Source organism: Sphingomonas arabinosi (assembly GCF_036663715.1).
GTDB lineage: Bacteria > Pseudomonadota > Alphaproteobacteria > Sphingomonadales > Sphingomonadaceae > Sphingomonas.
Genome location: NZ_JAXOJN010000003.1, coordinates 118,089 through 145,083, shown reverse-complemented (window position 1 = coordinate 145,083; position 26,995 = coordinate 118,089). Strand labels below are relative to the sequence as shown.

Below are 26,995 nucleotides of genomic sequence, written 5' to 3'. Positions count from 1 at the left end.
TGATACAAGGGTAGCTTGTTTCCCCGCGAAGGCGGGGACCCAGACTGGGCTTCCGCCTTCGCGGGAGAACAAGGAGGAACGGACTAGCCTTCGAACGCGACCGCATTCCTACTTCACCGCGATAGTTCGCGAACAGGCCAAGGGGTGACGACGCGATCCGGGCATTGTTCTGGTCCCCGATGAAGCACTCGCTCCGGGAAACGGCGGTCAGAGCGCGATCTTCCAGTCCCAGCCGAGGGAGTCGCCGTCCATCACCTCGACCCCCGCGGCGGCGAGTTCGTCGCGGATCGCATCGGACCGCTCGAAATCCTTTGCGGCGCGGGCGTCGCGGCGGTCCGCCAGGCGCGCGGCGATCGTCTCTTCGTCGATCGTCGCCGATACCGGACGGATGCGGAGGTCCTCGCGTCGGATCGTTGCGAGGTCTAGCCCCAGCACCGCGTCGAAATCGTCGAGCGCTGCGATCCGATCGGCTGGTGCAACGCGCTTGTCCGCGAGCAGTTCGTCGAGGATCGGCAGCGCACGCGGCGTCGCGAGATCGTCCGAGACCGCCTCTTCCAGCCGGTCGGCATAGTGCATCGCGCTGCCCGAGGGGCCGCCCGGCGGACGAGCGCGCAACGTCTCGACCGCCTGCACCATGCGCTTGAGACGGATCGCCGCCGCCGCGAGGTTCTCCCACGAGAACTCCAGTTCGCTGCGATAATGCGCCTGAAGGCACATCAAGCGGTAGGCGAGAGGGTGGAAGCCGCGGTCGACGATCGTCTGCATCGTCGTGAACTGGCCGGTCGACTTCGACATCTTCCCGGCGCGCTCGACCAGGAAGTTGTTGTGCATCCAGACGCTCGCGCCGGTATCCGCGCAATCGCAGTGCGCCTGGTTCTGCGCGATCTCGTTGGGATGGTGGATCTCGCGGTGGTCGATCCCGCCGGTGTGGATATCGAAATGCGCGCCGAGATAGTGTTTGCTCATCACCGAACATTCTAGGTGCCAGCCGGGCGCCCCGCGACCCCAAGGCGAATCCCATTCCATCTGGCGGTTCTCGCCCGGCGTCGAGGTGCGCCAGATCGCGAAATCCTGCGGGTTGCGCTTGCCGGCAACAGGCTCGATCCGACTTTCGATGTCGTCGTTGCCGGCACGCGCAAGGCGGCCATAGTCGGGGACGGTCGACACGTCGAAATACAGCCCGCTGTCGAGCGCGTAGCAGTGCTTCGGCGCGATCTGTTCGGCGAACGCGATCATCTCGGCGATATGATCCGTGGCGACCGCCCAACGCGCGGGCGGCACGATATTGAGGCGCGCGACGTCGCGTTTGAACACGTCGGTATAATAGGCCGCGATTTCCCAGATCGACCGCCCTTGGGCCGCCGCCGCCTTCTCCATCTTGTCGTCGCCGACATCGGCGTCGGAGGTCAGGTGCCCGACATCGGTGATGTTGATGATGTGGGTCGTCGGCCACCCCTTCCAGCGAAGCACGCGGCCTAGCGTGTCGGCGAACAGGAAGGCGCGCATGTTGCCGATGTGCTGGTAATTATAGACGGTCGGCCCGCAGGTGTAGAGCCCGACATCGGTCGGATCGATCGGCTGGAAGGTCTCGAACTGGCGCGAGAGGCTGTTATACAGTGTCAGGGGGATGCGGGTCATGGGCTGCTCTTAGCGTTGCATGTGCCCTCCGGCAAAGGCGCTCGCATCTTGTACGGACTCGCCGGAAAAGCTGTTTGGCTTGAAACGATGGCGCTGCGCTGATAGGGGGCCCAGCTCATGCGGCGCGGACCTGTTCGCGACGGCAAAAATCTATTCGACCGGAGCTTAACGGGTTTATGCAGATCATCGTACGCGACAATAATGTCGACCAAGCCCTTCGCGCGCTGAAGAAGAAGCTGCAGCGCGAGGGCGTGTACCGCGAGATGAAGCTGCGCCGGCACTACGAAAAGCCGTCCGAGAAGCGCGCACGCGAGCGTGCAGCAGCGATCCGTCGCTCGCGAAAGCTCGACCGCAAGCGCGCCGAGCGCGACGGCGCACGGTAAGATTTTGGTCGGCCGTACCCGGCGAGCGGGTGGGCCGATAGTTCGGGGGTGTCGTGATCGGCACCCCAATCGCTTTCCAACGGCACGCGCGGCGCTCCGGCGTGACCAGATGACCGGGGCCTGATCCGATGTCGACCGTCACCGCAGTGCCGCTGCAGCCAACCAAGCGCAGCTATCTCGTCTATCTCTGGGTTGGTATCGCGCTTGCGCTGATCGCCGCAGTTGCGCTCGCGCGTCAGGGTGATGATCCCCTGGCCCGCAATGCGCGCGCGCGGGGCGTGGTCGTTACCGCATCCGGCCTGCAGTATAAGGTGATCGCCCCCGGAAAGCCCGGTGCGGCCAAGCCGACCGACGCCGACGTGGCGCTGGTGAACTACGAGGGTAAGCTGCTCAACGGCACGACCTTCGACAAGTCGCAGCAGCCGACGCCGATGCCGGTCACTGGCGTGGTCCCCGGCTTCTCGGAGGCGCTGAAGCTGATGCCGAAGGGGTCGAAGTATCGGTTTTGGCTGAAGCCTGCACTTGGGTACGGCGACAAGTCTACTGGCCCGATCCCGGCGAATTCGACGCTGGTGTTTGACGTCGAACTGCTCGACTTCCTGCCGCAAAGTGTGGTGCAGCAGATGCAGGCACAGGCCCAGATGGGTCGCGGTGCTCCCGGTGGTATGCCGGGCGGCGCGCCGGGTGGCATGCCGGATGGTGCTCAGACGCCGCCTGCGCAGTAAGTGTGACGGCGGTATGGGGCTGAACCCGTACCGCGTCGTTGGATTTGAAACGCGCCTCGCTTGATTGCGAGGCGCGTTTTGCGTTTCATGCGGGTGATGTCCGGCAGATGATGCACGGACCGTAAGTCTGATTCCTTGGCGGACCGGCAGCCGGAGCGCGAGGCTACTGCTGAGGAGGTCGTCCCCTGAATGTCTTCGGACTGACAGCTATCATGCAGGGAAGAGCTTAGGATCCAGCAGCGTTGTCCAGCAACGTGCGCGGCCGGGGCGCTCGTCCTGTCGGGGCGGCACTGTGAGGCTCTAGTACCAACTGGCCGTACGCATGCGGCAATCGGGACCGAGCAGACCGGAAACGCCAATATTCACGTGATGATTTGCGCTTCGGCACGCGCTGGCCTGCCAATCCTCAGAACGGCAGGCAAAAAAATAGCGGCCCGAAGACCGCTATTTCTCGAACTAAAGTCGTAAGACTTAGTTGCTGTCCGAATCGTCGTCGTTGTCTGCAACGATAACGATACCGGCGATAACTGCAGCTGCTGCGAGAACCGCAACGATGATGCCGCCGCCAGCGAGCTCGTTCTTGTCAGCCGAAACCGAACCCGAACGGACCGAATGTGCAACCGACAGATTTGCCGGTGCTGCCATGGCCGGAGCAACTGCCATCGTGGCTGCTGCTGCGGTCAGGAGATACTTCCCAAGACGCATGATGAACTCCCTTTGTGCTCGTCGCGGCAGGCAATGGCATGAAAGCTTACCCAACGCAACTAAGACCCTTTGTAACAATGCGAAGAGGATCGCACTGTTGCGGCAGTGCAACACACACTTCCGCTATCTCTCTATAGCGGAGGCGCGCGACGAAGAAAGCGTTGGCGTGCAAACTGCCCAATAATCGCGGTGAGATGCACGGCAATGTGCGCGGCAAGACGCGTCAGCTCGTCTTAGGTCCTACGGCGGTCCCGGTCTGGAGCGACCATGTCTCGGAACCTTCCATGCCGAGCGCGGTCAGCCGGCCGGACGCATAGGCGCCGGTGTCGATACCGATTCGGTGCCCGCGACGCTCGATCTCGTCGGTCATGGTGTGGCCGTGGACAATCGTCTTTTCCAAGCTCGAGCGATGATCGAGGAAGGGATCGCGGATCCACCGCAAGTCCGACGTGGTTTGCAGGTCGAGCGGGGTATCGGGACGCACGCCAGCATGGACGAACGCGTAATCACCGATCACGATCATGTCCTCGAACTTCCGCAGGAAGTCGCGATGCTCGTCGGGCACGAGGATTTCGAGGCGTTTCACCAGCTCTTCATAGTCGAGCCGCTCGTATTCCGCGGCTTCCATGCCGTAGCTGAGCACGGTCTCGCGCCCGCCGATGCGGCAGAACAGCCGCAATGCCTTAGGTTCGCCGTCGAGCGCACCGAGGAAGATCTCCTCGTGATTGCCCAGCAGGAAACGAACGTCGGGGCGTGCCTGCGCCAGCCCGCGCAACCGATCGATCACCGCGGCCGACGCGGGCCCCCGGTCGACGATGTCGCCGAGGAAGATCAAGGTCGTTTCCGCTGCATCGCGGTCGCGTTCGTCCGCCTCGATCAGGCCGATCAGCTCGTCGAGCAGGTCGGCACGGCCGTGAATGTCGCCGACCGCATAGACGCGGCGACCGGGGGGAACCTGCGGTTGATTCGACTTGGCAACGCTACGGGACTTGAAAAGCTTTGAAATCATGCTGCAATCGATGTGGTGAGGAAGATGTATGGGACCTGATCGAACGCGTCATTCGATCGCGCGGGCGCATGGCGTCGCATAGAATGTTCCGGCAGGCGTCGCAACGCATCGCCGCGAAGGGGGCGCGACGCACCGCCGCGAAGGGGCGCAACACATTTCCGCGAAGGCGGGCAAGGCGGGGCGGGGCGGGCGCGCGGTCATGCAGCATGACGGGCGGGCGCGCGGCGGCTAAACGAGCGCGATGTCGATGATCTCCCGCTTCGCGCCGTTCCTGATGCTGACGGCCGCCGTGCCCGCGGCTTTGCCTGCCGCACCGATGCCCTTGGCGGATGCGGCGCCTTCAGCCGCGTTCTTCGACACGTTGCGTGCCGCCGATCTCCGGCTGGCGACGATCGCCTATCGGCTGACCACCGCGAACGCCGCGTTGTGCGACCAGCTCCAGCCGCAAATCGGCATGCCGATCCATGCGCTGACGCAATATGGCCCGGGCACGCGCAAGGCCGCGGCGGCGATGTTCGGGTTCGAGTCGACGATCGGTGTCGAGGCGGTCGTCGCCGGCGGTCCCGCGGATCGGGCGGGGGTTCGTCCGAACGACTCGATCGCGGCGATCGATGATCGGCCGCAACCCGGCTTGCCGTCCGCCGATGCGCCGGAAAGTGCGGCGGCCCGCGACGCGGCGGAGGCGATCATCGCCGCCGCGCCCGTGGGAAAGCCGTTGACGCTGACGGTGCTGCGTGACGGCAAGCGCCTGCCGATCACAATTGCCCCGGTGACCGGATGTCGATCGCGGTTCGAAATCCTGCTGGGCAGCGGCCTGGATGCGAGCGCTGACGGGGCGATCGTGCAGCTCGGCGAGCGGTTTTTCGAGGGCTATAGCGACGAAGAGATCGCAGTCGTCGTGGCGCACGAGCTATCGCACAACATCCTGCGACACCGTGCGCGACTCGATGCGGCGAAGATCAATCGCGGTCTGCTGGCGGAGCTTGGCCGAAACGGGCGCCTGATTCGTGAGACCGAGGATCAGGCCGATCTGCTCGGCATCTATCTGCTGGCGAACGCAGGGTACGATCCGATGTCGGCACCGAAATTCTGGCGTCAGAAGGGGGGCGCGATCGATGGCGGGCTGTTCCGTAGCCGAACCCACGCATCGTCCAAGGCGCGGGCCGAAGCACTCGAAGCCGCCGCACGCGACATCGCGGCGACCGCGACGCGGCCGATCATCCCGCCAGTCGTTGCGACTCGAAACGTGCCGCTGCGCTGACCGGAGGCGAGGACGCGCGCGGCGGGTTCGGCCAGATGCCGCGGGTGTCGAGCACCGCTTTGTCGACGCGCTCCTCGAGAGGGGTCGACTCGAAGACGTCGTGGTCGACGAGCACGATCATGATCGAACAGGTCTTGATCGCGGTATCGATGTCGATCAGCGTTGCGCCGGTATCCGCCAGCACGGCGGGCAGCGTGTGCACATAGGGCTCGACGATCCGCACCCGGTCGCCGAACCGCCGCGCGACGGCTTCGGCGACCTTGAGGGCAGGGCTCTCGCGGAAGTCGTCGATGTTCGCCTTGAACGCCAGACCCAGGCACGCGACCTTCGCGCCCGGTGACGCCTCGACGAGGGCTGCGACCTGCGCGATGACGTGGTCGGTCTTGCCGTCGTTCACTTCGCGCGCCGTGCGGATCAGCGGCGTCTGGTCGGGCGCGGCGTGGACCAGGAACCACGGATCGACCGCGATGCAATGCCCGCCGACGCCGGGGCCGGGCTGGAGGATGTTGACGCGGGGATGGTGGTTGGCGAGGCGGATCACCTCCCACACGTCGACGCCCATCGTATCGGCGATCAGCGACAGTTCGTTCGCGAACGCGATGTTGACGTCGCGGAACGCGTTCTCGGTGAACTTGGTCATTTCGGTCACGCGCGGTCGTTGTCACGCATGCCCTGCGGACGAAGCGGCGATAGAAGGTCAGGGCTTTCCGTGCACACCGCAGCGTGATCCCGCCGATGACCTGGTCGTTGTCGATCAGTTGACCAGGATGCGGCCGGGCAGCACGCGCTCCGGGCAATAGGCGATCGCGATATCCGCCTGGTCGCCGGTCTTGCCCGGTACGCGAAGATCGGGACGCAAGCTTGCCAGCAGGTCGCGGACCTTCTCGGTCGTGCCGACGGGGGAGGTCGATTCGAGGATGATCGTATCGCCGGTCTTCAACACGCGCGCGATGGTAGTCGCGGCGTCGAGTACGTAACGGATGTTGGGTGCGTGATCGTCGTCGAACGGGGTGAATTCACGGTCTCCACCACCGATTCGGTGACGTCGACGCCGAGCACCTGTGCTCCCGTCCGCGCGATGATCGCCGCAGTGGGAAGGCCGATATAGCCAAGGCCGAGGACGACGACGTTGAGGTTAGAGTCCGACAGCATGCGCAACGGCCTTTGCGATTTTGGCGGCGGCATGGCCATCCCCGAACGGGTTGTGGGCGTGAGCCATCGCGGAATAGCGCGATGTGTCGTCGAGCAGGGTGAAGATTTCGGAAACGATGCGGTCCTCGTCGGTGCCGATCAGTCTGGCGGTGCCGGCGGCCACACCCTCCGGCCGCTCGGTAGTCTCGCGCATTACGAGTACGGGCTTGCCGAGCGCAGGAGCCTCCTCCTGCACGCCGCCGGAGTCGGTCAGGACGATGTCCGCCATGCCGAGCGCACGGACGAAGTGCGGGTAATCGAGCGGCTCGATCCGCGCGACATTGGCGCGGTCGCCGAGGATCGCGTTCATGACCGATACGACGTTCGGGTTCGGATGGACCGGGAACAGCACCGCGACGTCGTCGCGCTCCGCGATCCGGCCGATCGCACGCGCGATCGCCGCCATGCCGTCACCGAAATTCTCGCGGCGATGCGTCGTGACGAGGATGATCCGCTTGCCGGCAAAGCGTGAGGCGATCGCGTCTAGCCCGGCCGCGAGCGACGGGTCCGCCGCGACGCGCGCCGCGGTCCAGTGCAGCGCGTCGATCACCGTGTTGCCGGTGACGTGGATCGTGTCCTCCGCGATCGTCTCGCGCCGCAACGCCTCCGCGGCGGTGTCGGTCGGCGCGAAATGCAACGCGGCGATCGGCGCGACGATGCGCCGGTTCACCTCCTCGGGCCAGGGATGGTAGATGTCGCCCGAGCGCAGCCCTGCCTCGACATGCGCAACCGGCACCTTGTGGTAATAGGCGGCGAGCGCACCCGTCATCGCGGTCGCGGTGTCGCCCTGTACGATGACGAGGTCGGGCTTCTCAACATCCATGACGTCGCCGAGCCCGACCAGCAGCCGCGCGGTGAGCCGATCGAGCGTCTGTCCTGGCTCCATCAGGTCGAGATCGATGTCGGGCACGAGATCGGCGATCGCGAGCACCTGATCGAGCAACCCGCGGTGCTGCGCGGTGACGCAGGTGCGGACGGTCAGGCCGGGGATCGCAGCCAGCGCGCGGATCACCGGGAAAAGTTTGATCGCTTCTGGTCGCGTGCCGAAGATGACGAGAACTTTGGGCATGATGCATCCCTAGGGCAACGTCTTTAACGGCGCGCTAATTCACTGTGACGATTTGCGCGCGGGCGTACCGACCGGTAGACGATCCCACGAGATCAAAGGGAGTATCGAATGACCATAAAGCCGTTGCGCAAGGCCGTATTTCCGGTCGCTGGACTGGGTACGCGCTTTCTTCCGGCCACCAAGGCCATGCCGAAGGAAATGCTCACCGTCGTCGACAAGCCGCTGATCCAATATGCGGTCGAAGAAGCGCTGGAGGCGGGGATCGAGCAGATCATCTTCGTGACCGGCCGCAACAAGGGCGCGCTCGAGGATCATTTCGATATCTCGTACGAGCTCGAGGATACGATGCGGTCGCGCGGCAAGTCGCTGGACGCGATCAGCAATATTCGGATGAAGCCCGGCTCGCCGGTCTATGTTCGCCAGCAAGAGCCGCTCGGCCTGGGCCATGCTGTGTGGTGCGCGCGAGAGATCGTCGGCGACGAGCCGTTCGCGGTGTTGCTACCCGACGAGCTGATGGTCGGCAAGCCCGGCTTCATGAAGCAGATGGTCGAGGCCTATAATCAGGTCGGCGGCAACGTGATCGGTGCGCTCGAAGTACCCGATTCGGAAACCGACAAATACGGCATCATCTCGCCGGGCGCGATCGACGGTCGACTGACCGAAGTGACCGCGCTCGTCGAAAAGCCCAAGCGCGGTAGCGCGCCGTCGAATCTGATGATTCCGGGCCGCTACATCCTCCAGCCCGAGGTGATGCGGATCCTGGAGACGCAGGAGAAGGGTGCCGGCGGCGAGATCCAGCTGACCGACGCGATGGCGCAGTTGATCGGCAACCAGCCATTCCACGGCTTCACCTTCGACGGCCAGCGCTACGACTGCGGCGATAAGGCCGGTTACGTCCAGGCCAATCTGGCGATCGCGATGGCCCGCGACGACATCGGACCGGTGGTTCGCGAGTTCGCGAAAGGCCTGCTGGCGCGCTGAACTATCGGCACGCGCACCGGAACGTCAGGAGGCGTTCCGGTGCAGCAGGACGAGAAAGGTCGAAGTAAAATCTGACGTTGCGTCAGATTTTCCGTTCGTCCCTGCTGGAGTTCGTAATCCGGATCGTCATCATGCGCCGATGAACATGCGACTGTAACGCCCCATCACTTTCTTCGCGACGCCAAAGTTGCCGCTATCGCCCGTCACGTAGCGGCTACCGCAAAACGGTCCGCGAATATTTGGCGCGAGCTCCGGGCCGCTCTGCTACGGTTTTTACTTCAAAGTCACCGGCCAAGGTCGAACGAGAAGCCCGCCGCGCAATCGAATGTGTTTCTCCCGCCGTCCCGCTCCGCCGGATGCCCACCCGCAGGTTTGATCGAAAACCGGGGCGCTTTCACATGCGAATTCGTCGTGTGCGGTCCAATTTTCGTTAACTGTCTTGGGGTAAGTGCCTGGTCTCGGCTCCAAGAGGTGACCAGATTATGGGTAAGTTTCAGAACGCATGTACGATGATGGTTCTGCTTCTGCTCTGCGCGTGTGGCGGCGATGGCGAGGCCGAAGCGATAGCCACGGTGCCCGCTCCAATTGCGGTGGCGCCCCCCGTAGCGAGCCCAACCCCAGTTCCGGTCGCGCCCCCTCTCGCTGTCGTCCCGAACACGATGGCGCTTGGCGCTGCTACGGCGTTCTCCCAGCAGGGCTGGAACTTCTCAATCCTCGACACGGCTCGTTCGATGGGCGCTACTACCCTGCGCGACGGGGTGTCCTGGCGTGATATCGAGAAGGCTCCCGGTACCTATCAGTTCACTTCGCCGAATGTGGCGTATCTCGATACGCTGATTGCCAAAGGCTTTGGGGTCACCTTGTTGATGAGCGACAGTAACCCGCTCTACGATAACGGCTATACGGTCTATACCGACGCCGGTCGTGCCGCTTATGCCAAATATATAGTCGCGACGCTCGATCGATTCCCTGGGATAAAGGCAATCGAGATCGGTAACGAATATAATGCGTTCAACTTCGTTACTGGTCCCGTACTCTCCGAGGGCTATGGTCCACGCCAAAAATATTATTTCGATATGCTTCGTACCGTCTACACCGCGGTCAAGGCGAGCCATCCTACCGTAAAGATACTAGGGGGTGCCGCTATCGACATCCCGGTAGGCTATTTCAAGCCGTTGTTCGAGCTCGGTGCTCTCAGTTATATGGATGGCCTTACAATCCACCCTTATGATACCGACCCCGAACAGTTGGAAAAGCAGCTCGCGATCCTGCGCAGTGCGATGGGCGCGAATGCGCGGCCGATTTACATTACGGAATTCGCCAAGGAGATGGATAGCATCCCTGATACCGCCAGCTATCTGGTCAAGGCTGTCGCGGTAATGGCGACGTCGGGTGTCGCCGAGGCAGATTGGTACGCGCTGCGCCAGCAAGGCTCCGCCAGCGATATCTGGTATAAGAATGTGGCCCTGAGCTCGTTCAGCGGTGAGATGCTTGCTCCCGGTCAAGCGTACCAGGTAATGAGTCAGCAGGTCTTGGCCAAGGGCGCGGGGGTGCGCATCGCGATCGACGACTTCACCTATGCCTATGAGTTTGGCCGTAACGCGATGGTGATCTGGGGCGAGCCGCGGAGCCTAACCGTGACCGCCTCCGCCAAATTCTACAACTCTCAAGGCGCGCAGATCGCACAGCCGACGGCCATCACGGCTGGTTCACCCATCATCATCGTCAGCGATACGCCACTGGTTTATGGGGGCAACGTCACCTTGGGCGCGACGCAGCTGGTCGCCGACAGCTATGACCAGTTCGACTTCTCCTATGACGTGTCCGGCCCCGCTACATATGAAGGCCCCTGGGCCTATTATGCCTACGGCACTCGCCGTCAGACCTTCGATGTGCTGTACACGCAGGGTGGCGGCGAGATCAGCAGTTCTGATTGGATGCCGTACATCGGTAGCAATTCGCTTCGGCCGTTGAACATCAACGCCAATAATTTAAATCCTGTCGATTTCGGCACGACGAGTTCACCGGATATCTTCAAGCCGTTACTGCGCTACACCTCTCCTCATAGCGGCAACTTTACTGTTAAAGGTTCCTGGGATGTTACGAGCCGTTCCTCCGACGGCATCGATCTTACGGTACAGGTCAATGCAAAGACCGTATTCTCGACAGCCTTCAACGGCCATTACGATATGGAAGTGAAGGATCTGAGTCTCAGCCGGGGAGACGTGGTCAACATCATCGTCGGTACGAACAAGAACGTCACCGGAAGTGATAATACCCGTTATCGGATCAAGATTTACCGCAATAGCTGAGTAACGGTATAGGGGGGGGGTACTGGCGGCGTGGATCTTGCAGCGCCGGTTGCCCCTTACGGCAACCAGCCGCCTCGGCTCAATAGCCGAGCCATGATATCGCCATGTCGGTTCGTCATTTTATTTCTGTTCGGCAGTCATGTTGGCTGCCGTCCAGCCGAAGCCTCTGTGCAGCTTGGCAAAGCTACCTCTTTGGACGTGCCCGAACGGCGCCGTCATCGATTCTGCGTTCCCAGGCAAGCGCGTCTCGCACGATGCCGTCGAGGTCTGCGTGGCGGGGCGTCCAGTCGAGTGATGCCAGGATAGCACGATTGTCCGAGATCAGCGTCGCCGGATCGCCCGCGCGACGCCCTTCCAGCCGACGTTCGATCGTCATGTTCGTAACCTTGTCGACCGCGTCAAGAACCTCCAGCACCGAAAAGCCCTTGCCGTACCCCGCGTTGAGCGTGTGGCTCTTGGCAGGGTCGGCGACCAACACTTCTAGCGCTGCGACATACGCGGCGGCGAGGTCGGTGACGTGGATGTAATCGCGCGCCGGTGCCGTCGGGGGTGTCGAAGTCGGTGCCGTAGACGCCGACATGACTACGCTTGCCAGTCGCCGCCTCGACCGCGATCTTGATCAGGTGAGTCGCGCCGACCGTCGACTGCCCACTGCCCACTTCGCCCCTTCGGATCCGCACCCGCCACGTTGAAGTAGCGCAGCGCCGCGTAGTTCATCGGGTGCGCCGCCGCGACGTCGCGCAGCATCGCCTCCGTCATCAGCTTCGACATGCCATACGGATTGATCGGCAAGGTCGGATCGCCTTCCGCGATCGGCACCTTCTCGGGCGTGCCGTACGTCGCGGCCTTCGACGAGAAGATGAAGTGCGGCACGCCCTCGACGATCGCGCTCTCGATTAGCGCGCGGCTGGCGGCGGTGTTGTTGCGGTAATATTTGAGCGGGTCGCAGTATGGAGTTTGCCATCGCGAGGGGGGGCTTGCGGAGGCGCCCGGACGTTAAGCTGAACGGCGTCTCATACGTATGGGGACGATGTTTCAGCGTACGAGCAACGACACAACGGGCAAACTCAACGCATTTTGTCGCAGCCGGCAGGCTGTCATCAGAGAGTCAGCTTGCGAGGCTAAGATCAAAAACGGTCTGCTGAAACCCCTCAGCAGATGGCGGCGGCCGGGGTCACCTATGGCCAACATCGACCAGAATCCGTCGCTGCACGAGAATCCTTCACTTGGGGTAGAGTTGTGATCATTCATCGTTAAAGGGATGGCATTGGCTCTTGCCACGCCAGGATGGCAGTGCGAATTGTCGCCTGGTTGCCAGTTGAAAGATTGTCAGTGGGCGTGGTCTCTCCTCGGCCGTTCCTGATTCGTTATTCGCCACCGGGAGGGGATTAATGTCACCAAGTGATCGCCTGCTGGTTGCTTGCATTTTGTTCGGCGTTTGTGCGGCCATCCTGCTGGGAAGCGTGGGACTGTGGTGGCGTCGTCGTCGCCGCCGTCAGCGGCGCTCTGGCATGCGCAACTACTTCCGAGAGTAGGACAGGCCCGCCTTGTCCCTGGCTGGAGTCTGGTATCGACTTGGAAGCGGGTCTTAATCATCCGGTATCGGACCGTGTCGGTGTATCCAGCGGCAGGATGCTTCGAAGCGATGGTTTGACGATCTGCGCAGGGCATTGTGCCTTGGCGGCAGGCCCCAAAGGAGCCTCCAGGCCGTAAGGAGGAACGCCGGTTCAGCGATGAATTTGCACTATTTGGCTTGAACGTTGTTGCAAACCGTCGCCGCGTTAACCATTTATCTCTTCAGAGCCATAAAGGCGCAATGGAGAGGAAAGATGGCATCACACATAGCTGGTTTCGCATCGGCGTCCGGTCGCAACGTGCCAAAGACCCGTAATTGGCACCGGTATGGTGCCCATGGCGTGTTGCTGGCATTGCCGATGAGTTTAGCGCTTTGGGCGGTCATCGGCGTGGTTGTCTTGTAGTTCCCGGACCCTCGTTATAAGGGCCATCTGTCAAAATCGGCCATTGCCAATGAGCGGATTTGACGTTGGGCGGTTGACGATAAAACGTTAGGGCCGCCTGAGATCGAAGAGGACCGGTTTGCCATAGCCTACGCGTCGATCCCGTCCGGGAGAGCGTTGTCCAAAGGACAACGTTCCCCACGTATTCGCAGAGCTTGTTGGGGTATGTTCTGACCTTCCCGGCCCTCAAACAATCCCATAATTGCGGCTAGCTTGGTCACCCTATGGCGCGGTTCCTAGCCGTAGCTCGTCGGAGTTGAAGTGCTCCCGCGATATTCGGCTGGTGTTTTGATGTCGTTACGGTGCCGTACCTTGCTGGATACAGAGTTAGTGTCGTACGAACTGCGCGGCTGGGCATGCCACTGATCGTAAGCGTCTGATTAGTCGACGCTTCTGTCTCCCAGAACCGATTTTAGACGTTGTCTCAATCCCCTCGTCGGTTACAGGCGTGGTGCAATCACCAGCGCCGCCTGACGAGGTACGTTATGACTGACGACATGTTTTTGGACGGACCGGCAACCAAACCGTCCGTCAGCATTGCCTATATCGTTCTAGCTCACGGCGACCCGCAACTGTTCGGCCGCCTGATGCATCGGTTGAGCCACCCAGACGCAGCAGCCTTTGTTCATCTCGATAAAAGGTCGCCACTGGCCCAGTTCGAGGAGCAGGTCCGGACCCTGCCGAACGTCCATTTCGTCGCTGACCGAATCCATGTGAAATGGGCTGGATTCAGCCAGTGCAGATCCACCCTGTTGACGTTCAAGGCGGCGCTTGCCGCTACGGACGAACGCTGTACCCATTTCGTGGTAATCTCGGGCGCCGATTACCCATTGGCGTCAAACCGCGAAATCCTCGATTTTTTCCGGAAACGACCGAGGCAGCAATTCATCCGTCGGTTTGACCTGATGTCGTCGAATGACAGCCATCAGACCTGGAGAATTCGTGGTCGCTTCTTTCGTGAATGGGCTGACCGATTCACTTGGAAACGTCGTCCATTGTTCGTACTCGAGCGGATGTTGAGGCTGTTACCCCGCCGTCTGCCGAAAGGCGTTCGGTTTGCCGCGGGTTCCAATTGGGTAGCGCTCACGCGCGAGTGCGCTGCGTATTGCGTGGAAAAGGCGGACAACGATCGCCGCCTTACCGACTTCCTTCGCCCAGCGTTCGGTCCTGACGAAATCTTCCTGCATACGTTGGTGGAAAACTCGCCGTACGTCGATCAGGCGTCACCAATCGAACCGTATGTGGATATTTCGAAGATCGGCGGCCCGTTCGCCTATAGCAATGTTCATGTCCTGACGCCCAAGGTGCCGATCACCACCTCCGAGGATGCGACAGCGATCCTGGCCTCGCGAGGGGAAAAGCTGTTTACCCGCAAATTGTCATCGAGTCGTTCTCAGGCGGCATTAGACGTCTTCGATAAGGCGGCTTTGTCAGACTAAGCCCATCGATCGGCCTTTCACCGTTGGCCGACAAAAAGCTCGCAGAGGTTGGACCCAAATAGCTGATCTACTTTCGGCGCCCTGCCGAGCGTATATGAGCTAGCGACGAAAAGAGGAATGTTTCACCTCCGTCCGGTGATCCCGCGGCCTTCCACAATATACCCAATGAACTCAGGTAAATAATGCCTCCTACCAGGCCTAGCCCTGCCATTATCACCAGCGTCAAGGGAAGCCCGGAACTCGTAAACAAGTGAGTCACCGGCCAGAACAGTAGCGCGGTCATAATGCCCGTACCCAATGCCGGACGTGCAATCGCTTGCAACTGGGCCCTGATGGGAATGGCAGTGATCTTGCGGGCGGCAAACAGGCTGGCAATGCCGATAACCGTGGTGGCGATGCCGCGCGCCATACAGGCGCCGATCAACCCGAAGGTAAGGATGAGGCCGATCGCAGCAGGGACCTTGACGATAAAATCGAACACTTGGCGACTGAAAATCAGCCATGAGCGCTTGGTCGCTAGCGCCAGCGTATTGAAGGGCGTCCACATCAAGCCGGGGATAGCTGCCAACGCCAGCCACCGCAGGATCTCTCCCGCATTGCCCCACGCAGGGCCGAGCGCGACGCGGACGAACGGGTCGGCCAGCAGGGCAAGTCCCGTCAACGCAGGAAAGCCAACCATCGCGACAATGCTCATCAGCTTTAGATAGGCACGTTGAAGCCTCTGTTCGTCGTCGCGGACCTGACTGAGCGATACCGACAATGGCCCGACCACAGGGTTCAATAGAATCTGGGTGGGTAGCGCCGACAGGTTGTCTGCGATGGTGAAGCGCCCGACCTCAGGCTTGCTCATCGCCCAACCGAGTACCAGGCGGTCGACCTGCCAAGTCAGCGCGGAGAATATCTGACCGGCGCTCAGCCAGCCGAGAAAGCCGCTGAAGAGCCGCCATTCTACCAGCGTAAGACGGGGCCGATACGGCACCAGCGCGAACGACATCATCAACGAGAGCAACGGCGTCAGGACGGTACCGCCTGCCAGCGCCCAATAGCTGCGCGTGAAATAGGCGAGTAGGCCGGAAAGCAGGCAAGAGACGACCTTGCTGGTTACGTCGATTGAAATTTGGCGTTTAAAATCGAGCGCGCGGTCATACACGATCATGTTCGGGTTCTGGATACCGCGCGCGGCGGGCGCCAAAGCCAGAGCGCAAATGAGCGGCAACAGGCGGGGATCCTGGTAAAAAATCGCAAATGGCCAAGCGACTGCTCCGACCAGCATGGCCAGCACTACCCCGCGTAAGATGCTCAGGGTGAAAGCCGTATCGAGTAAGCCCCGGTTGACCGACTTCTCGACCAGTAGAACCTGCCCAACCGGCAGTTCAAATACTGCCTCAACGATCAGGATAAGACTCATCGCGACGGCGACGACGCCAAAATCCGCGGGAGTCAGCAGCCGTGCGAGGATCAACAGGGACACAAAATCGATGCCGCGACTGACCAATCGCGCGCCTATCAGAGAGACAGACGCTAACGCGGTGCGCTGCGTGGCAGGCACCGTTCCCGTAACACCGGTGGGATTTCCTTCTAAAGTTTCAGGTCCGGTAGGGGGTACACTCGACATGCCGGAAATCCGTTAGGGCGCAGTTCGCACCTGGAACGGCTCAGTGCACGAGCAACCGTGCGAGACCATCATTGGATACGGTAGCTGAAGAAAAACAAGCTCATACTGATGAACAGGGCCATTAGCCAAGCCGATTCGATGACGTAAGGCGCGCTGATCGGTGCGGCCATGGCCAATCCGTGCTGTTAATTGATCAACCCAGCGGGCGACCGTCCCGGTTGCGCCAACACGGTTGAGTTCCACCGCCTCGGCCCGACGGTCGTCGGCGCGCAACTCGGACCTTGGACGCAACATAATGCGCGTCGTCGCGCCATCGCAGTTGTCGCCTTTGATCAAGCCTTTCGGTTGCATTTCAACGCACTCCGTTTGCCGACGATGTCAGTGGCATGCTTTTAGACAGTAAAGCTCGCAAGACCCTTTAGTGGATCGCGGCCCAAGATATTCGATGGCAAGGCTTCTCGGTGTTCCTGTGAGGCTTGCCACGGCAGCTTCAGCATAGGGCTGTGGTCGTAGTTGCCCGTTTACTCTGCCACGGGCGCCATCAGGATCTTTGCATCCGGCGCCCTCGTGTTGCCAGTCGCTGCGACCTGAGTCCGTAGCGAGGCGATCGTGGCTGCGCAGCTTGTGCCCGGGCGTCGCCAAGCAGTTTCGGCGCCGCAGCCATTAACGCAAAAAACAGCGCGTTGAAGATGCCGAAGTCCACCAGCGTGCCCGCAACGGCAGCAGGGATCAGCACGATCAAAAACGCGTAGCGTGCTCCAATGGCGGAAAAGCGGATCACCAGGTCGGTACGGGGCAGGTACGCGAAAAATCCGCGTGCGAGGAAGGCCAGCAGCAGCAGCGCACCGAGCACCCCGGTGCTGCTCAACACCGCCACGACCCAGCTCGAGGTACGGGTGGAGCCGACTCCAACGCCGTAACCGCCGGTAGCCGTGAAGCCTTGTAGACTGACGCGATTCCAGGATGAGCGCTCATCGGCGGAATCACTGCCGCCCTTTTCCAGCAGCGTGTTGTTAACAATGGCTATCGGACCATCGAGGATAGCGGGACGTGCTGCGACATACGCACATCCGAGCAATACCGCCATGATCAGCGCCACGAGTGACGACGTCGATTGACGCCGATCAAGACCCGTCCGTGGCGTGACCAGCAAGAGAGTGAGGCGAAGCAGGTACATCAGGAATAGGGTAATCAAGCCCAAATAGGCTGACGAACTCGTCGAGAGGACCGTCATCAGGAGCAAGGCGCCGATCAAACCCCTCTGCATCCAGGACGGCTTACTACTCGCCCACGACGCTGGTGACATGAAGATCAGGATGGCGGCGAAGGACAGGACCATGGCCCCGAAAGTCGATGCCTCGGTATTGAAGCCGATTACGCGCCGACTGTTGACGACTTCCGCCCCTTCCATGATGGCGTATGACGCGGTGCGCAGAGGCGCCAGAAGTGCGGTGCCTGCCGTCGCCATGTCCAAGAGCCCCGACGCTACCGCCATTGTCGCGCCAGCGAGAAGCGCGGACGAAAGCATCGCGGGGCCGGTTGGGGACAAGAACAAAATGTACAGGGCAACGCATAACACGAATGACATCGTCAGGTACAAGGGCTGGGTGATGTTGCCCGAGGTGAACGCGAGCGGCGCCGGGCGTGCTGTCGTTAGTTCCATAACCGGCGCGCCGTGGAAGAGATACGGTGCCGAATAGGTAATGATCAGTCCGACGATGATGAAGGCGGTAAGAAAGCCAAGCCTCTTCCAGTTGAACAGGCCGTCCCACAGGTTGGTCAGATTACGTGTAGTCAGGAGGACCTTGATAACTACGAGCGGAGACAGGGCTACATACGGCAGGATCGTGATCGACCCGGGCAATACGGTCATGGAGCCGAACGGCAACGACACGAACAGCAGTGTGAGGCTCCACTGCAGGGGCATGATGGCGGCGAGGGCGAACAAAAGCCAAAACACGCTCAGCACTATCATTGCGGGACCATCATCATGCTAAACCGATCTCAACGGGTTGAATTTTTCACATAGCGGACCTTGTACCAACAGGCGAGATGTACCGGTTCCCTAGGGGCGCGCCGGTTGGCCGGAAAACCGGAACGACCCAGGTCGATGTCCCATATTTGGACTGAAACAGGGTTAGGCGGAGCACCGCGAAACAGATACTAGCGCCGCCGGAGGTTCTCAGGTGAGATTGTCGCAGGCGCAGAAATCGGTGGTATGGGTCCTACTAGTGGTCCTTATGCTGGGGGCGGCGGCCCTGGCGCTGACGATGATTGCCCAAGAAGGGCCTGGTGTTACGCGCACGATGGACGGCACGATCGAAGGCCGCGCGGGGTCGGCGCTGCCGGCCGATGCACAAGACGCTGACCCCAGTGCCGATCTGCCGATCGAACGATTTCTGCCAAGCGAGGTTCTGAAACTCGATGCCCAAGACGCGATGGCGCGCAATCTCGCGCTGCCCGTCAGCACCGGGCCAAACCCCGTTGCGCCCATATTCGTCGCGCAATGGTTGGGGCCGGAGCTCGCCAGTGCGACCAAGTGCCTAGCCACGGCGGTTTATTACGAGGCGGCCGGCGAGCCGATCGCGGGTCAGCGCGCGGTTGCCCAGGTCGTGCTCAATCGGCTGCGCAACCCACGCTACCCCAAGACCATCTGCGATGTCGTATATCAGGGTGCCGAGCGGCCGACAGGGTGCCAGTTCAGCTTCGCGTGCGACGGCTCGACCCGCCGAGTGCCGGGCGCGGCGGGCCTGGCGGTAGCCACGGCTGTGGCCACCTCAGTGCTCAACGGCGTGACATCGGCAGAGGTCGGGCAGGCAACGCACTATCATACGCTGGCAGTGTTCCCTGCCTGGGCGCCGCAACTCGCCAAGATAGGCATCATCGGCCATCACGTTTTCTACCGTCCGCCCGGGCGTACCACCTATAGCTATGATGTGATCCCCAAGGTGCCCCCATTGGAGCCGTTGCCTGCAGCGGTTGCCGATGTCGCACCCCTGCCAGACCCGGTGCAGCTGCCGTCTAAGCCAAGCAATGCGTCCGCTGCGACGGTGGCGTCCGACGCTGCTTCAGCCGGCGGGTCGCCAATATCGGGCCAGGCTGGTTTAGATGCGGTCAGGGCAGGCGATCTCCGTCAGTCGGGCGGTTCGGCCAACGATCAATCTGCTGCCGTCGCGCCCGTTGATAAGTCACCCCGCTCGATGTTTCCGGTACGACGGAACCGTAATCCGAACTTGCCGCTTGTCTCGGGGCAATGATGTTGGAATCCGCAAAACCTGGGAAAAATCGCTTCGGCGAAGTGTCTAAATTCAGGAAATGTATATCTTTATGGGGCTATCCGCGCATGTCGGTTATGGTATCCGACAGGCGGCGTCGCAACGCGACATCGATCAAGATGGCTAATGAAGAAAAAGGGCTTGTATGACGACTGTGCAGCCCTCTGTGTCATTCGTACCAAATTCGGCCGTCGACGATCGTAGCAGCAAGCGCGAGCCTGTGCTGCGTCTACTCGATCTGACGATCGGTATCGTGGCGATCCTTATTTTCGGTCCTTTGATGATCGCGCTGGCGATCATAATTTATGCGTCGAACCCGGGACCTATATTTTTCGTGCAACAGCGGATCGGCCTGAACGGCAAGAGCTTCGCGTGCTTCAAGTTCCGGACCATGGTCGTAGACGCGCAAGAGCGGCTCGCTCGCTTGCTCGAGGAGGATCCTGCTGCCCGCCTCGAATGGGCGCGCGATCACAAACTGCGGAGCGACCCTCGCATTACTTCGGTAGGCCGTTTCTTGCGTAAGAGTAGCTTTGACGAGCTGCCTCAGTTCTTCAACCTGATCAACGGCACCATGAGCGCGGTCGGCCCGCGGCCGATCGTGCATGCAGAAATCGCCCGCTATGGGCGTTGGTTCGGCGATTATTGCCGTGTGAAGCCGGGTATCACCGGTCTGTGGCAGGTCAGCGGCCGCAGCGATACGACCTATCGACGGCGGGTCGCGCTCGACGTCGCGTATTCGCGTCATCGTTCGATCGGACTGAATTTCAAGATTATGCTTATGACTATTCCGGCGGTGTTGGCCGCGCGCGGTTCGCGATGACGGTCCAGATTTCCGACAGTGTTGCAGCGCATCCTACCGCTGTGCCGCGCGTTGCGATCATCCATTATTGGCTGGTCACCATGCGGGGGGGCGAGCGGGTGCTCGAGCGCATATGCGAGCTCTATCCGGACGCGGATATCTTTACCCATGTCGTCGACCATGACGCTCTGTCGCAAGTGCTGAAAAGGCACCGTATCTTTACGACGAGCATTGCCAAGCTTCCGGGTGCGCGGAAACATTACCAGAAATATCTGGCGCTGATGCCACGTGCGCTCGAGGAGCTGGATCTCAGCGCCTATGATCTTGTCATCAGTTGCGAAGCAGGGCCCGCCAAGGGGGTGATTACCCGCCCCGATGCGGTGCATGTCACCTACTGTCACTCGCCCATGCGCTACATCTGGGACCAGTATCACGCATATGTCGGTGCGGGTGGGCGCGGGGCCAAGCTGTTCTTGTCCAAGGTCGCGCCGCGGCTGCGGATCTGGGACCAGGCAAGCGCCAGTCGCCCCGACCTGATCATGGCGAATAGCCATTTCATACGTCGTCGTATCCGCAAATTTTGGGGGCGTGAGGCGACGGTGGTCTACCCGCCGGTCGATGTCGAACAATTCCATCAGAGTGATGCGGTGTCCGACGAGTTCATCTGGGTCGGGCAGCTCGTGCCGTATAAGCGCCCGGACATCGCCGTGGACGCATTCACCCGATCCGGGCGCAAGCTCCATGTCATCGGCGACGGATCGATGCTCGCGGACCTCAAGAAACGCGCCGGACCCAATATCCGGTTCACGACGCGGATGAAATTCGATCAGTTGCGCGAAGCCTACGCGACCGCGCGCGCTCTGGTGTTCACTGCCGAGGAGGATTTCGGGATCATTCCCGTCGAGTCCCAGGCGGCGGGACGTCCGGTGCTGGTCTATGGCCGCGGTGGCGGAACCGAGACGGTCGTCGATGGCGTTACGGGCCTGTACATCCCCGAGCAGACAGCCGAGGCGGTGATGGAAACGCTGGATCGGTTCGACATCTGGTTGCCCGGATTCGATCCAGCCGCGGCGATCCTTCAGGCGCAAAATTTCACGAGAGCGCGGTTCGTCGAGGGCTTCTCGGCGGCGGTAAAGGTGGCCACCCGCCGGGTGTTCGGCGACGGCGCTGAGGGCAATGCCGCTGACTAGCCAAGCCGGGCGGCGTGACCGACGAGTAGTTTGTCGGGTATCGTCGTAGCGTCCGTTGATCGGTAAGCTATCCCTGCGGACTGCACGGGATCCACATGACACCTGAGCGGGTGTTCTTTAGGGGTGGAAATATGAAAGTTGCTGTCATCATTGCCACTGTTGGTCGCCCCGTCGAGGCCGGGCGGTGGGTGCAGCATTGTGCCGACCAGACGCTCACCCCGAGCGAGTTGGTGTATTCAGTTGCCCGGGCGAGCGATTTGCCCGATGACTTTGCCGATCCATCCGCTCGTGTGATTACAGGCCGTGGAGGTCTTACGACCCAGCGTAATGCAGGCATGGCGGCTTTGACCACGAACCCAGATATTATTGCGTTCTTCGACGACGACTACGTTCCTTCGCGGTATTGCTTGGAGGGTATCGTTCGTGCGTTTACCGAGCAGCCAAATCTGGTGGCCGTGAGCGGCCTGCTGCTTGCGGACGGGATCAACTCGGCGGGCATCTCCTATGCCGATGCACGGAAGATGGTTGACGATTTCGACCAACGGCACCGCTGGCAGGCGCCCAGTTTCGAGCCTTTGGCCGGCGCTTACGGGTGCAATATGGCTTATCGAGCATCGGCCCTTTCGGGCGAGCAGTTTGATGAGAGGTTGCCGCTCTATGGCTGGCAAGAGGACGTCGATTTCTCGCGCAGGGTCGCTCGGCCTGAGCAAATCATGACGAGCAACTTGTTCACCGGCGTGCATCAAGGCGCGAAAGGCGGACGCACCTCGGGTAGAAAACTCGGATATTCACAGGTGGCTAATATCGCATATCTGATGCGAAAAGGGACCATGCCTGTAGGTAAGGGTTTGCTGAACCTGACCCGCAATATGCTTATCAACCACCTCAAGGCTTTGCGCCCCGAGCCGTGGGTAGATCGGAAGGGTCGGGTAGAGGGTAATTGGCTGGCAATTGCCGATGTCTTGAAAAGAAAAGATAAGCCCGAACGCATACTCGAGATGTAATGCACGGGCGTTGATCGCCAAGCCAGATGTGCCAGCGTAACCTTTTCTATATCTAGACAAATTCCAATTTGTGAAGCGATCAAATGATAATAGTACATTACTTGAATCATACGCTTCAGGCCAATGGACATGTCGCCGTAGCGATCGATCTGGCATGCGCGCAGGCGGCATTGGGGCACAAAGTATATTTGGTATCGGGACGTGGCGACTTTGACGATGTGTTGGTCCGCAACGGTGTAACCAAGATCGACGTTCCCGACGCTCGCGGGCTTTTCCCCTTGCGTATGCTCACCATGGCAAGGTCGCTGCTCCCGGTAATGCGACGTATCCGCCCCGATATCGTCAATGCCCATATGGTTACCGCCGCTATCGCAGCGCGGTTGGTCGCGTGGACGTCGGGCTACAAGTTGGTCACGACCGTTCATAATTCATTCGATCGGCAAGCGCCGCTCATGAGGGTCGGTGACCGGGTCATCGCGGTCAGCAAGTCGGTGTATGATGAAATGCGAGGGTTCGGGGTCGCGGCGAGCAAGCTGAGGATCGTACACAACGGCACGATCGGTGGTGCGAGGCGCCCGGCCGTGCCGGAGCAACGCACCACCTTGTCTCGTCCGGCAATCGCCACCGTGTGCGGTCTGCACCCGCGGAAGGGAGTCGATCATCTCATTGACGCGTTCGCCATCGTGCACCGTCAATGCCCTGCTGCTCATCTGTATATCGTCGGCGACGGGCCGTTTCGCGCGGCCTACGAACAGCGGGCGGCCGACAGCGGGGCGGGGGCCTCGATCCATTTCACCGGGCATATAGGGGACCCACGGGAGGTGCTGGCCGAGGTGGATATCTTCGCATTGGCATCGTTGCGCGAGCCGTTTGGCCTTGTGGTGTCCGAGGCTCGTGAGATGGGTTGCGCGCTGGTCACGACGGACGTCGATGGGTTGCCGGAGGCCGTGGGGGGGGCTGACCATGGGATATTGGTCCCGCCTGCTGATCCGGCTGCCATGGCTGCTGCGCTATTGTCGTTGATCAACGATCCGGCTCTGCTCGCACGCTATCGTGCCGCTTCGAGCGCCGATACAGAAGGCCTTACGGTTGCAGTTATGGCGAAATCGACGCTGGACGTGTATGATGAAATCATCAGCTAGAGTAGCGATCGGAGCCGATACAGCATCGTCATGGAGAGAAGAGTGCTGTGACCCGAGTGTATCCACGGCAAGATCGAATGGATACGCTCCATGGATATCGGTAATGCTCTTCGGCGACTAGTTGCTGTGGCTTCCTGGAATATGCACTATGCCAATTTTGAACCTGAAATGCTGAACTGCCTACCAACGGCGCCGATGCGTGCCACGGCCGGGTGGCGCTGAGGCTATGCACTCTTATCAAAGCCTCATGATCAATGGTCGCTTTTTGGCGGCAAAACCAACCGGCGTTCAACGCGTAGCGCGCGAGTTACTGCATCAGGTTGTAAAACACGCCGATCAGCTCGACCATTTGTTCGACAAGGGCATCACGGTGCGCTGCCCCGGTGATAGCGCAAAGGACTATGATGGCGGCCTGCCGTTGGAGAGCGGTGCTCGGCTTCGAGGGCAGGCATGGGAGCAGTTCGAACTGCCGCTCTACGCCAAGGGAAGCTTGCTGCTGAACCTGTGCAACATGGCCCCTATCACGTCAAAGCACGCGATCACCATGATCCATGACGCGCAGGTCTACAGCATGCCGTCATCCTATTCGCGCGCCTTTCGCCAATGGTATCGATTTGTCCTGCCGCGCCTCGGGAGACGCCACCTTCAGATTTTAACCGTATCCGAATTTTCCGCACGGCAGCTCGTCGAGTTTGGTGTCGCGCCGGCCGATCGGATTACGGTGATCTACAACGGCGTCGATCATGTTCGTGGTTTCACGCCCGATCTTACGGTCAATGAAGCGCATGGTCTGGTCCCCCGGGGATACGTACTCGCGCTGGCGAACACGCAGCACCACAAGAATATCCAGGTGCTGCTGCGTGCGTTCGGTCGAGGTGGGCTGGGTCACACTCGGCTGGTACTCATCGGGGGTGCGGACGCAGATGAGTTTGCCGCACAAGGGCTTGCAGTACCTCCGGGCACGCTATTTGCCGGCAAGGTCAGTGACGGGCAAATGCGTGCGCTGATGGAAGATGCATTGTGCTTCGCCATGCCGTCGCTGACCGAAGGCTTCGGTCTTCCTCCTCTAGAGGCGATGATGCTCGGCTGCCCGGCGCTACTTGCTCCCTGCGGCGCGTTGCCCGAAGTATGCGGGGATGCCGCATTGTACGCCAATCCGCACGATCCCGATGCTTGGAAGGACGCCATCCTCCGCATACGTGACGAGCCGGGCCTGCGCGAACGATTGGTCGAGGCTGGCCGCCTGCAAAGCGACCAGTTCACGTGGGACGCGGCAGGGCGGCGCATAGTAGAGACAATCAAGCGGTTTGCCGCGCCCCGTACAGCTTAACGCCATGGCTCAGACCGCTATCGCCCTGTATTGGCGAGGCATGCGCTGGGCACCCCCTCTGCTCGCCGCGACGATCACGCTTGAGATAGCAGCGGGGGGCAGCAATGATTGGGCGACGCGCCCCGCCGCGGCGTTGGTCAATGTGCTGGTCGCCGGGATGATCCTACTGGCTGTCAAGCCCTCGTCGCGCATCTGGGTGCGGATGCGGGCGCCGCTGATACTGTTTTGCGCCGCGTTGTTGTGGGCGGGACTTCCTTGGCTGATGCCGATCGGGGTCGCAACTGCGCTGGATGTCCCGGCCAACCCTGCGCCGGACCGGCTGATGCCAGCGTTGGCCGAAGCGATCAGCCAAGTGTCTCTCGTTATGGCCGCCTGCGCCGTAACCTACCGTCTTCGCGACGTCCGACCTTTGCTGGTATGGTTGGCTGCTGCTGGTGGGTGTTATGCTGTTTCCGTGATCCTCACCCCGCTACCCTGGCAGTTCCTCGCTGGCGCAGGGCAGGGGCGGTTTGCCGCTACCATCGGGAATTGGAACGCGGCGGGTACCTATTTCGGGATGACGGCCACGCTGTGCTTGGCAGTGATACTGAGTCGAACGGAGGTTTGCCGCGGGTGGCTGACACGGCTGATCTGGGTGCCGTTGATCGCGGCGCTGGTGTTATGCATGGCGACGCAGTCACGGTCTGCGTTCACACTCACGCTCGCGGCAATGATCATGATCGCAGTGATCTGGCAACGTCGTGCTGCGTCGCATTCAGGCCGCACGCAACAGGCTGCAAAGTTCGCCCTGCCGCTGGGATTGGTGATCATCGGGGTAGCGTATGTCGGCGGGGAAGCACTGTTCCCCCGCTACCGGGCGCTGCCGATCGATAGTCTGTCGCGCTGGGATATCATCACGACGTATTGGAGTTACTCGATGGATTCGCCGCTGTGGGGGTGGGGACCCGGCAGTTTCTTTGAGCTCAATCAAGCACGCCTTGCCCCCGCGACGGCGCTACGTTTCTGGAGCTTTGGCGCCGCGCATAACGCACCTCTTCAAATTGCGTTGGAGGCGGGATGGCCAGCTTTACTCATGCTGGGTGCCGGAGTCGCCGTCATAGGCGTGAACGTTGCACGACGCGCGTGGCGGGTGGAAGACATCGGGTTGATCGGCGCTCTAGGCGTTGCAGCGGGCGCATCCATGGTCGACATCGCATGGAACGTGCCGGCGATCGGCGCCTTGAGTTGTGTGCTATTAGGGGTGCTGTGGGGAGGGAGGCCGGCGCGATCACCCGACGTCAGCTGATCAGGCGAAACGCGACTGGCAGCGCGAGGGGGGTGCCGGCCACCAGTTGCTCGACCGCGATACGCTGTCGCCCGTCGACACGAGCCAGCCACACGGCCTCGTTCACTGCAGCCGTACGAGTCCTGTCCGGTAAAGCGCGCCAATAAATAGCCGCAAAGGCGAGGCGCCACATCCCCTCATCACGGAGGAAGCCGGCCTGGTCATAGCTCCGCGCGAATGCAGCGACCGTTGATCGCCCCGGCTGCCCGTACCGCACCAGGTCGGTGCGGACCTTGAGCAACGAGGTGCCCGGTGCTTGCGGCCTGTCGTGCTGCACTTCTGCGAGCAGAGTGTCGGCATATGCGAGCGCCCGTTTCTGGAGCGGCGGTGGCGAGGCTGCCGCCTGATCGATCCACAACGCCGCCAGCGCGAGAGCTTCCGGCGGCGTGGCTGTAGCCAAAGTCGTTTGTTCATTTCCGCGGTGACGTTCCCAGTTGGCGAGCAACTGATCCCGCCCCATCCGCGACGGGCTGGCGAATACCGCACGGACCGCCTCCACCCGCCGCCCCCGGATCATATCGAGCGTAGATACGGCAGCGGCGACGGTCATGACTGCCAAACTGGCATATTTGAGCCGGCCGATCA

The 26,995-nt window shown here is 61.2% G+C and carries 21 protein-coding genes and 2 pseudogenes; 13 read left to right on the top strand and 10 right to left on the bottom strand.

All coding sequences use genetic code 11. The annotated features are described in order from the left end of the window. Nucleotides 1-207 precede the first annotated feature (207 nt). The gene (gene cysS / locus U1708_RS06395; RefSeq protein WP_332743888.1) at nt 208-1,638 is read right to left on the bottom strand and encodes a cysteine--tRNA ligase; all 1,431 of its coding nucleotides are present in this window, start codon (nt 1,636-1,638) and stop codon (nt 208-210) included. 176 nt (nt 1,639-1,814) lie between these two features. Here cysS and rpsU point away from each other — a divergent pair, with 176 nt between their 5' ends. Then, nucleotides 1,815-2,021, top strand: a complete 207-nt coding sequence (gene rpsU, locus U1708_RS06390; protein ID WP_055878578.1) for a 30S ribosomal protein S21 — start codon at nt 1,815-1,817, stop codon at nt 2,019-2,021. Nucleotides 2,022-2,149: 128 nt separating this feature from the next. Further along, nucleotides 2,150-2,746 (top strand): FKBP-type peptidyl-prolyl cis-trans isomerase, encoded by a 597-nt coding sequence (locus U1708_RS06385; RefSeq protein WP_332743884.1) that lies wholly within the window; start codon nt 2,150-2,152, stop codon nt 2,744-2,746. A 471-nt stretch (nt 2,747-3,217) separates the two neighbouring features. Here the strand turns inward: U1708_RS06385 and U1708_RS06380 are convergent, their stop codons facing one another. Both U1708_RS06380 and U1708_RS06375 read right to left on the bottom strand, forming a co-directional pair. Then, entirely contained in the window at nt 3,218-3,451 is a 234-nt protein-coding gene (locus tag U1708_RS06380) for a hypothetical protein (RefSeq protein ID WP_176501462.1), read from the bottom strand. 223 nt (nt 3,452-3,674) lie between these two features. Continuing rightward, nucleotides 3,675-4,460, bottom strand: a complete 786-nt coding sequence (locus U1708_RS06375) for a metallophosphoesterase family protein (protein WP_332743881.1) — start codon at nt 4,458-4,460, stop codon at nt 3,675-3,677. Nucleotides 4,461-4,701: 241 nt separating this feature from the next. On the opposite strand from U1708_RS06375, the gene U1708_RS06370 reads away from it, so the two are divergent. Beyond that, a complete protein-coding gene (locus tag U1708_RS06370) occupies nt 4,702-5,721 on the top strand; it encodes a PDZ domain-containing protein (protein WP_332743879.1) in 1,020 nt (339 codons plus the stop codon). On the opposite strand, the pseudogene U1708_RS06365 reads toward U1708_RS06370, so the two are convergent. Both U1708_RS06365 and wecB read right to left on the bottom strand, forming a co-directional pair. Then, nucleotides 5,678-6,873 (bottom strand): annotated as a pseudogene (locus tag U1708_RS06365) (nucleotide sugar dehydrogenase). The gene U1708_RS06370 and the pseudogene U1708_RS06365 sit on opposite strands and share 44 nt — an antisense overlap. Continuing rightward, the gene (wecB, locus tag U1708_RS06360) at nt 6,857-7,981 is read right to left on the bottom strand and encodes a non-hydrolyzing UDP-N-acetylglucosamine 2-epimerase (RefSeq protein WP_332743877.1); all 1,125 of its coding nucleotides are present in this window, start codon (nt 7,979-7,981) and stop codon (nt 6,857-6,859) included. The pseudogene U1708_RS06365 and the gene wecB overlap by 17 nt, the downstream one beginning before the upstream one ends. A 108-nt stretch (nt 7,982-8,089) precedes the next feature. On the opposite strand from wecB, the gene galU reads away from it, so the two are divergent. Then, nucleotides 8,090-8,962: a UTP--glucose-1-phosphate uridylyltransferase GalU gene (gene galU / locus U1708_RS06355; protein WP_332743875.1), complete on the top strand. Its 873-nt coding sequence runs from the start codon at nt 8,090-8,092 to the stop codon at nt 8,960-8,962. Nucleotides 8,963-9,444: 482 nt separating this feature from the next. Next, on the top strand, nt 9,445-11,274 hold the full coding sequence (locus tag U1708_RS06350) for a glycosyl hydrolase (RefSeq protein WP_332743873.1): 1,830 nt from the start codon (nt 9,445-9,447) through the stop codon (nt 11,272-11,274). Nucleotides 11,275-11,458: 184 nt separating this feature from the next. Here U1708_RS06350 and galE read toward each other — a convergent pair. Next, nucleotides 11,459-12,219: pseudogene (gene galE, locus U1708_RS06345) on the bottom strand (UDP-glucose 4-epimerase GalE); the annotation flags it as partial. 1,558 nt (nt 12,220-13,777) lie between these two features. Here galE and U1708_RS06340 point away from each other — a divergent pair. Next, complete coding sequence (locus U1708_RS06340; RefSeq protein WP_332743870.1) at nt 13,778-14,731, top strand: beta-1,6-N-acetylglucosaminyltransferase; 954 nt, start codon at nt 13,778-13,780, stop codon at nt 14,729-14,731. 67 nt (nt 14,732-14,798) lie between these two features. Here U1708_RS06340 and U1708_RS06335 read toward each other — a convergent pair whose 3' ends face one another. From U1708_RS06335 to U1708_RS06325, 3 genes are all read right to left on the bottom strand, one after another. Then, nucleotides 14,799-16,346, bottom strand: a complete 1,548-nt coding sequence (locus U1708_RS06335) for a lipopolysaccharide biosynthesis protein (protein ID WP_332743868.1) — start codon at nt 16,344-16,346, stop codon at nt 14,799-14,801. Nucleotides 16,347-16,358: 12 nt separating this feature from the next. Continuing rightward, nucleotides 16,359-16,682, bottom strand: coding sequence for a hypothetical protein (locus U1708_RS06330; RefSeq protein ID WP_332743866.1), 324 nt, complete (start codon nt 16,680-16,682; stop codon nt 16,359-16,361). Between the two features lie 205 nt (nt 16,683-16,887). Continuing rightward, nucleotides 16,888-18,321: a hypothetical protein gene (locus U1708_RS06325; RefSeq protein ID WP_332743863.1), complete on the bottom strand. Its 1,434-nt coding sequence runs from the start codon at nt 18,319-18,321 to the stop codon at nt 16,888-16,890. A gap of 331 nt (nt 18,322-18,652) precedes the next feature. Between U1708_RS06325 and U1708_RS06320 the strand changes: the two genes are divergently transcribed. The 7 genes from U1708_RS06320 (at nt 18,653) to U1708_RS06290 (ending at nt 26,371) form a co-directional block, all read left to right on the top strand. Then, nucleotides 18,653-19,603, top strand: a complete 951-nt coding sequence (locus U1708_RS06320; protein WP_332743861.1) for a cell wall hydrolase — start codon at nt 18,653-18,655, stop codon at nt 19,601-19,603. A 184-nt stretch (nt 19,604-19,787) separates the two neighbouring features. Further along, nucleotides 19,788-20,441: a sugar transferase gene (locus U1708_RS06315; RefSeq protein WP_332743859.1), complete on the top strand. Its 654-nt coding sequence runs from the start codon at nt 19,788-19,790 to the stop codon at nt 20,439-20,441. Beyond that, nucleotides 20,438-21,610 (top strand): glycosyltransferase, encoded by a 1,173-nt coding sequence (locus U1708_RS06310; RefSeq protein WP_332743857.1) that lies wholly within the window; start codon nt 20,438-20,440, stop codon nt 21,608-21,610. The genes U1708_RS06315 and U1708_RS06310 overlap by 4 nt, the downstream gene beginning before the upstream one ends. A 131-nt stretch (nt 21,611-21,741) precedes the next feature. After that, nucleotides 21,742-22,614, top strand: coding sequence for a glycosyltransferase family 2 protein (locus U1708_RS06305; RefSeq protein ID WP_332743855.1), 873 nt, complete (start codon nt 21,742-21,744; stop codon nt 22,612-22,614). 101 nt (nt 22,615-22,715) lie between these two features. Then, nucleotides 22,716-23,756 carry a glycosyltransferase gene (locus U1708_RS06300; protein ID WP_332743853.1) on the top strand — a complete coding sequence of 347 codons (1,041 nt, stop codon included), beginning with the start codon at nt 22,716-22,718 and terminating at the stop codon, nt 23,754-23,756. 247 nt (nt 23,757-24,003) lie between these two features. Next, nucleotides 24,004-25,086, top strand: a complete 1,083-nt coding sequence (locus U1708_RS06295) for a glycosyltransferase family 4 protein (RefSeq protein ID WP_332743851.1) — start codon at nt 24,004-24,006, stop codon at nt 25,084-25,086. A gap of 40 nt (nt 25,087-25,126) precedes the next feature. Beyond that, nucleotides 25,127-26,371, top strand: a complete 1,245-nt coding sequence (locus U1708_RS06290; RefSeq protein WP_332743850.1) for an O-antigen ligase family protein — start codon at nt 25,127-25,129, stop codon at nt 26,369-26,371. Here U1708_RS06290 and U1708_RS06285 read toward each other — a convergent pair. Then, a complete protein-coding gene (locus tag U1708_RS06285; protein ID WP_332743849.1) occupies nt 26,364-26,960 on the bottom strand; it encodes a hypothetical protein in 597 nt (198 codons plus the stop codon). The genes U1708_RS06290 and U1708_RS06285 overlap by 8 nt on opposite strands. Nucleotides 26,961-26,995 lie beyond the last annotated feature (35 nt).

Excerpts from the sequence above, each read along its gene's own strand:
- galU (WP_332743875.1), top strand. The coding sequence starts at position 8,090 with ATGACCATAAAGCCGTTGCGCAAGGCCGTATTTCCGGTCGCTGGACTG.
- U1708_RS06370 (WP_332743879.1), top strand. The coding sequence starts at position 4,702 with ATGTCGATGATCTCCCGCTTCGCGCCGTTCCTGATGCTGACGGCCGCC.
- U1708_RS06380 (WP_176501462.1), bottom strand. The coding sequence starts at position 3,451 with ATGCGTCTTGGGAAGTATCTCCTGACCGCAGCAGCAGCCACGATGGCA.
- wecB (WP_332743877.1), bottom strand. The coding sequence starts at position 7,981 with ATGCCCAAAGTTCTCGTCATCTTCGGCACGCGACCAGAAGCGATCAAA.
- U1708_RS06325 (WP_332743863.1), bottom strand. The coding sequence starts at position 18,321 with ATGATAGTGCTGAGCGTGTTTTGGCTTTTGTTCGCCCTCGCCGCCATC.
- U1708_RS06290 (WP_332743850.1), top strand. The coding sequence starts at position 25,127 with ATGCGCTGGGCACCCCCTCTGCTCGCCGCGACGATCACGCTTGAGATA.
- U1708_RS06295 (WP_332743851.1), top strand. The coding sequence starts at position 24,004 with ATGATCAATGGTCGCTTTTTGGCGGCAAAACCAACCGGCGTTCAACGC.
- rpsU (WP_055878578.1), top strand. The coding sequence starts at position 1,815 with ATGCAGATCATCGTACGCGACAATAATGTCGACCAAGCCCTTCGCGCG.
- U1708_RS06350 (WP_332743873.1), top strand. The coding sequence starts at position 9,445 with ATGGGTAAGTTTCAGAACGCATGTACGATGATGGTTCTGCTTCTGCTC.
- U1708_RS06385 (WP_332743884.1), top strand. The coding sequence starts at position 2,150 with ATGTCGACCGTCACCGCAGTGCCGCTGCAGCCAACCAAGCGCAGCTAT.
- U1708_RS06305 (WP_332743855.1), top strand. The coding sequence starts at position 21,742 with ATGAAAGTTGCTGTCATCATTGCCACTGTTGGTCGCCCCGTCGAGGCC.
- U1708_RS06285 (WP_332743849.1), bottom strand. The coding sequence starts at position 26,960 with ATGACCGTCGCCGCTGCCGTATCTACGCTCGATATGATCCGGGGGCGG.
- U1708_RS06340 (WP_332743870.1), top strand. The coding sequence starts at position 13,778 with ATGACTGACGACATGTTTTTGGACGGACCGGCAACCAAACCGTCCGTC.
- U1708_RS06320 (WP_332743861.1), top strand. The coding sequence starts at position 18,653 with ATGGACGGCACGATCGAAGGCCGCGCGGGGTCGGCGCTGCCGGCCGAT.
- U1708_RS06310 (WP_332743857.1), top strand. The coding sequence starts at position 20,438 with ATGACGGTCCAGATTTCCGACAGTGTTGCAGCGCATCCTACCGCTGTG.
- U1708_RS06375 (WP_332743881.1), bottom strand. The coding sequence starts at position 4,460 with ATGATTTCAAAGCTTTTCAAGTCCCGTAGCGTTGCCAAGTCGAATCAA.
- U1708_RS06335 (WP_332743868.1), bottom strand. The coding sequence starts at position 16,346 with ATGTCGAGTGTACCCCCTACCGGACCTGAAACTTTAGAAGGAAATCCC.
- cysS (WP_332743888.1), bottom strand. The coding sequence starts at position 1,638 with ATGACCCGCATCCCCCTGACACTGTATAACAGCCTCTCGCGCCAGTTC.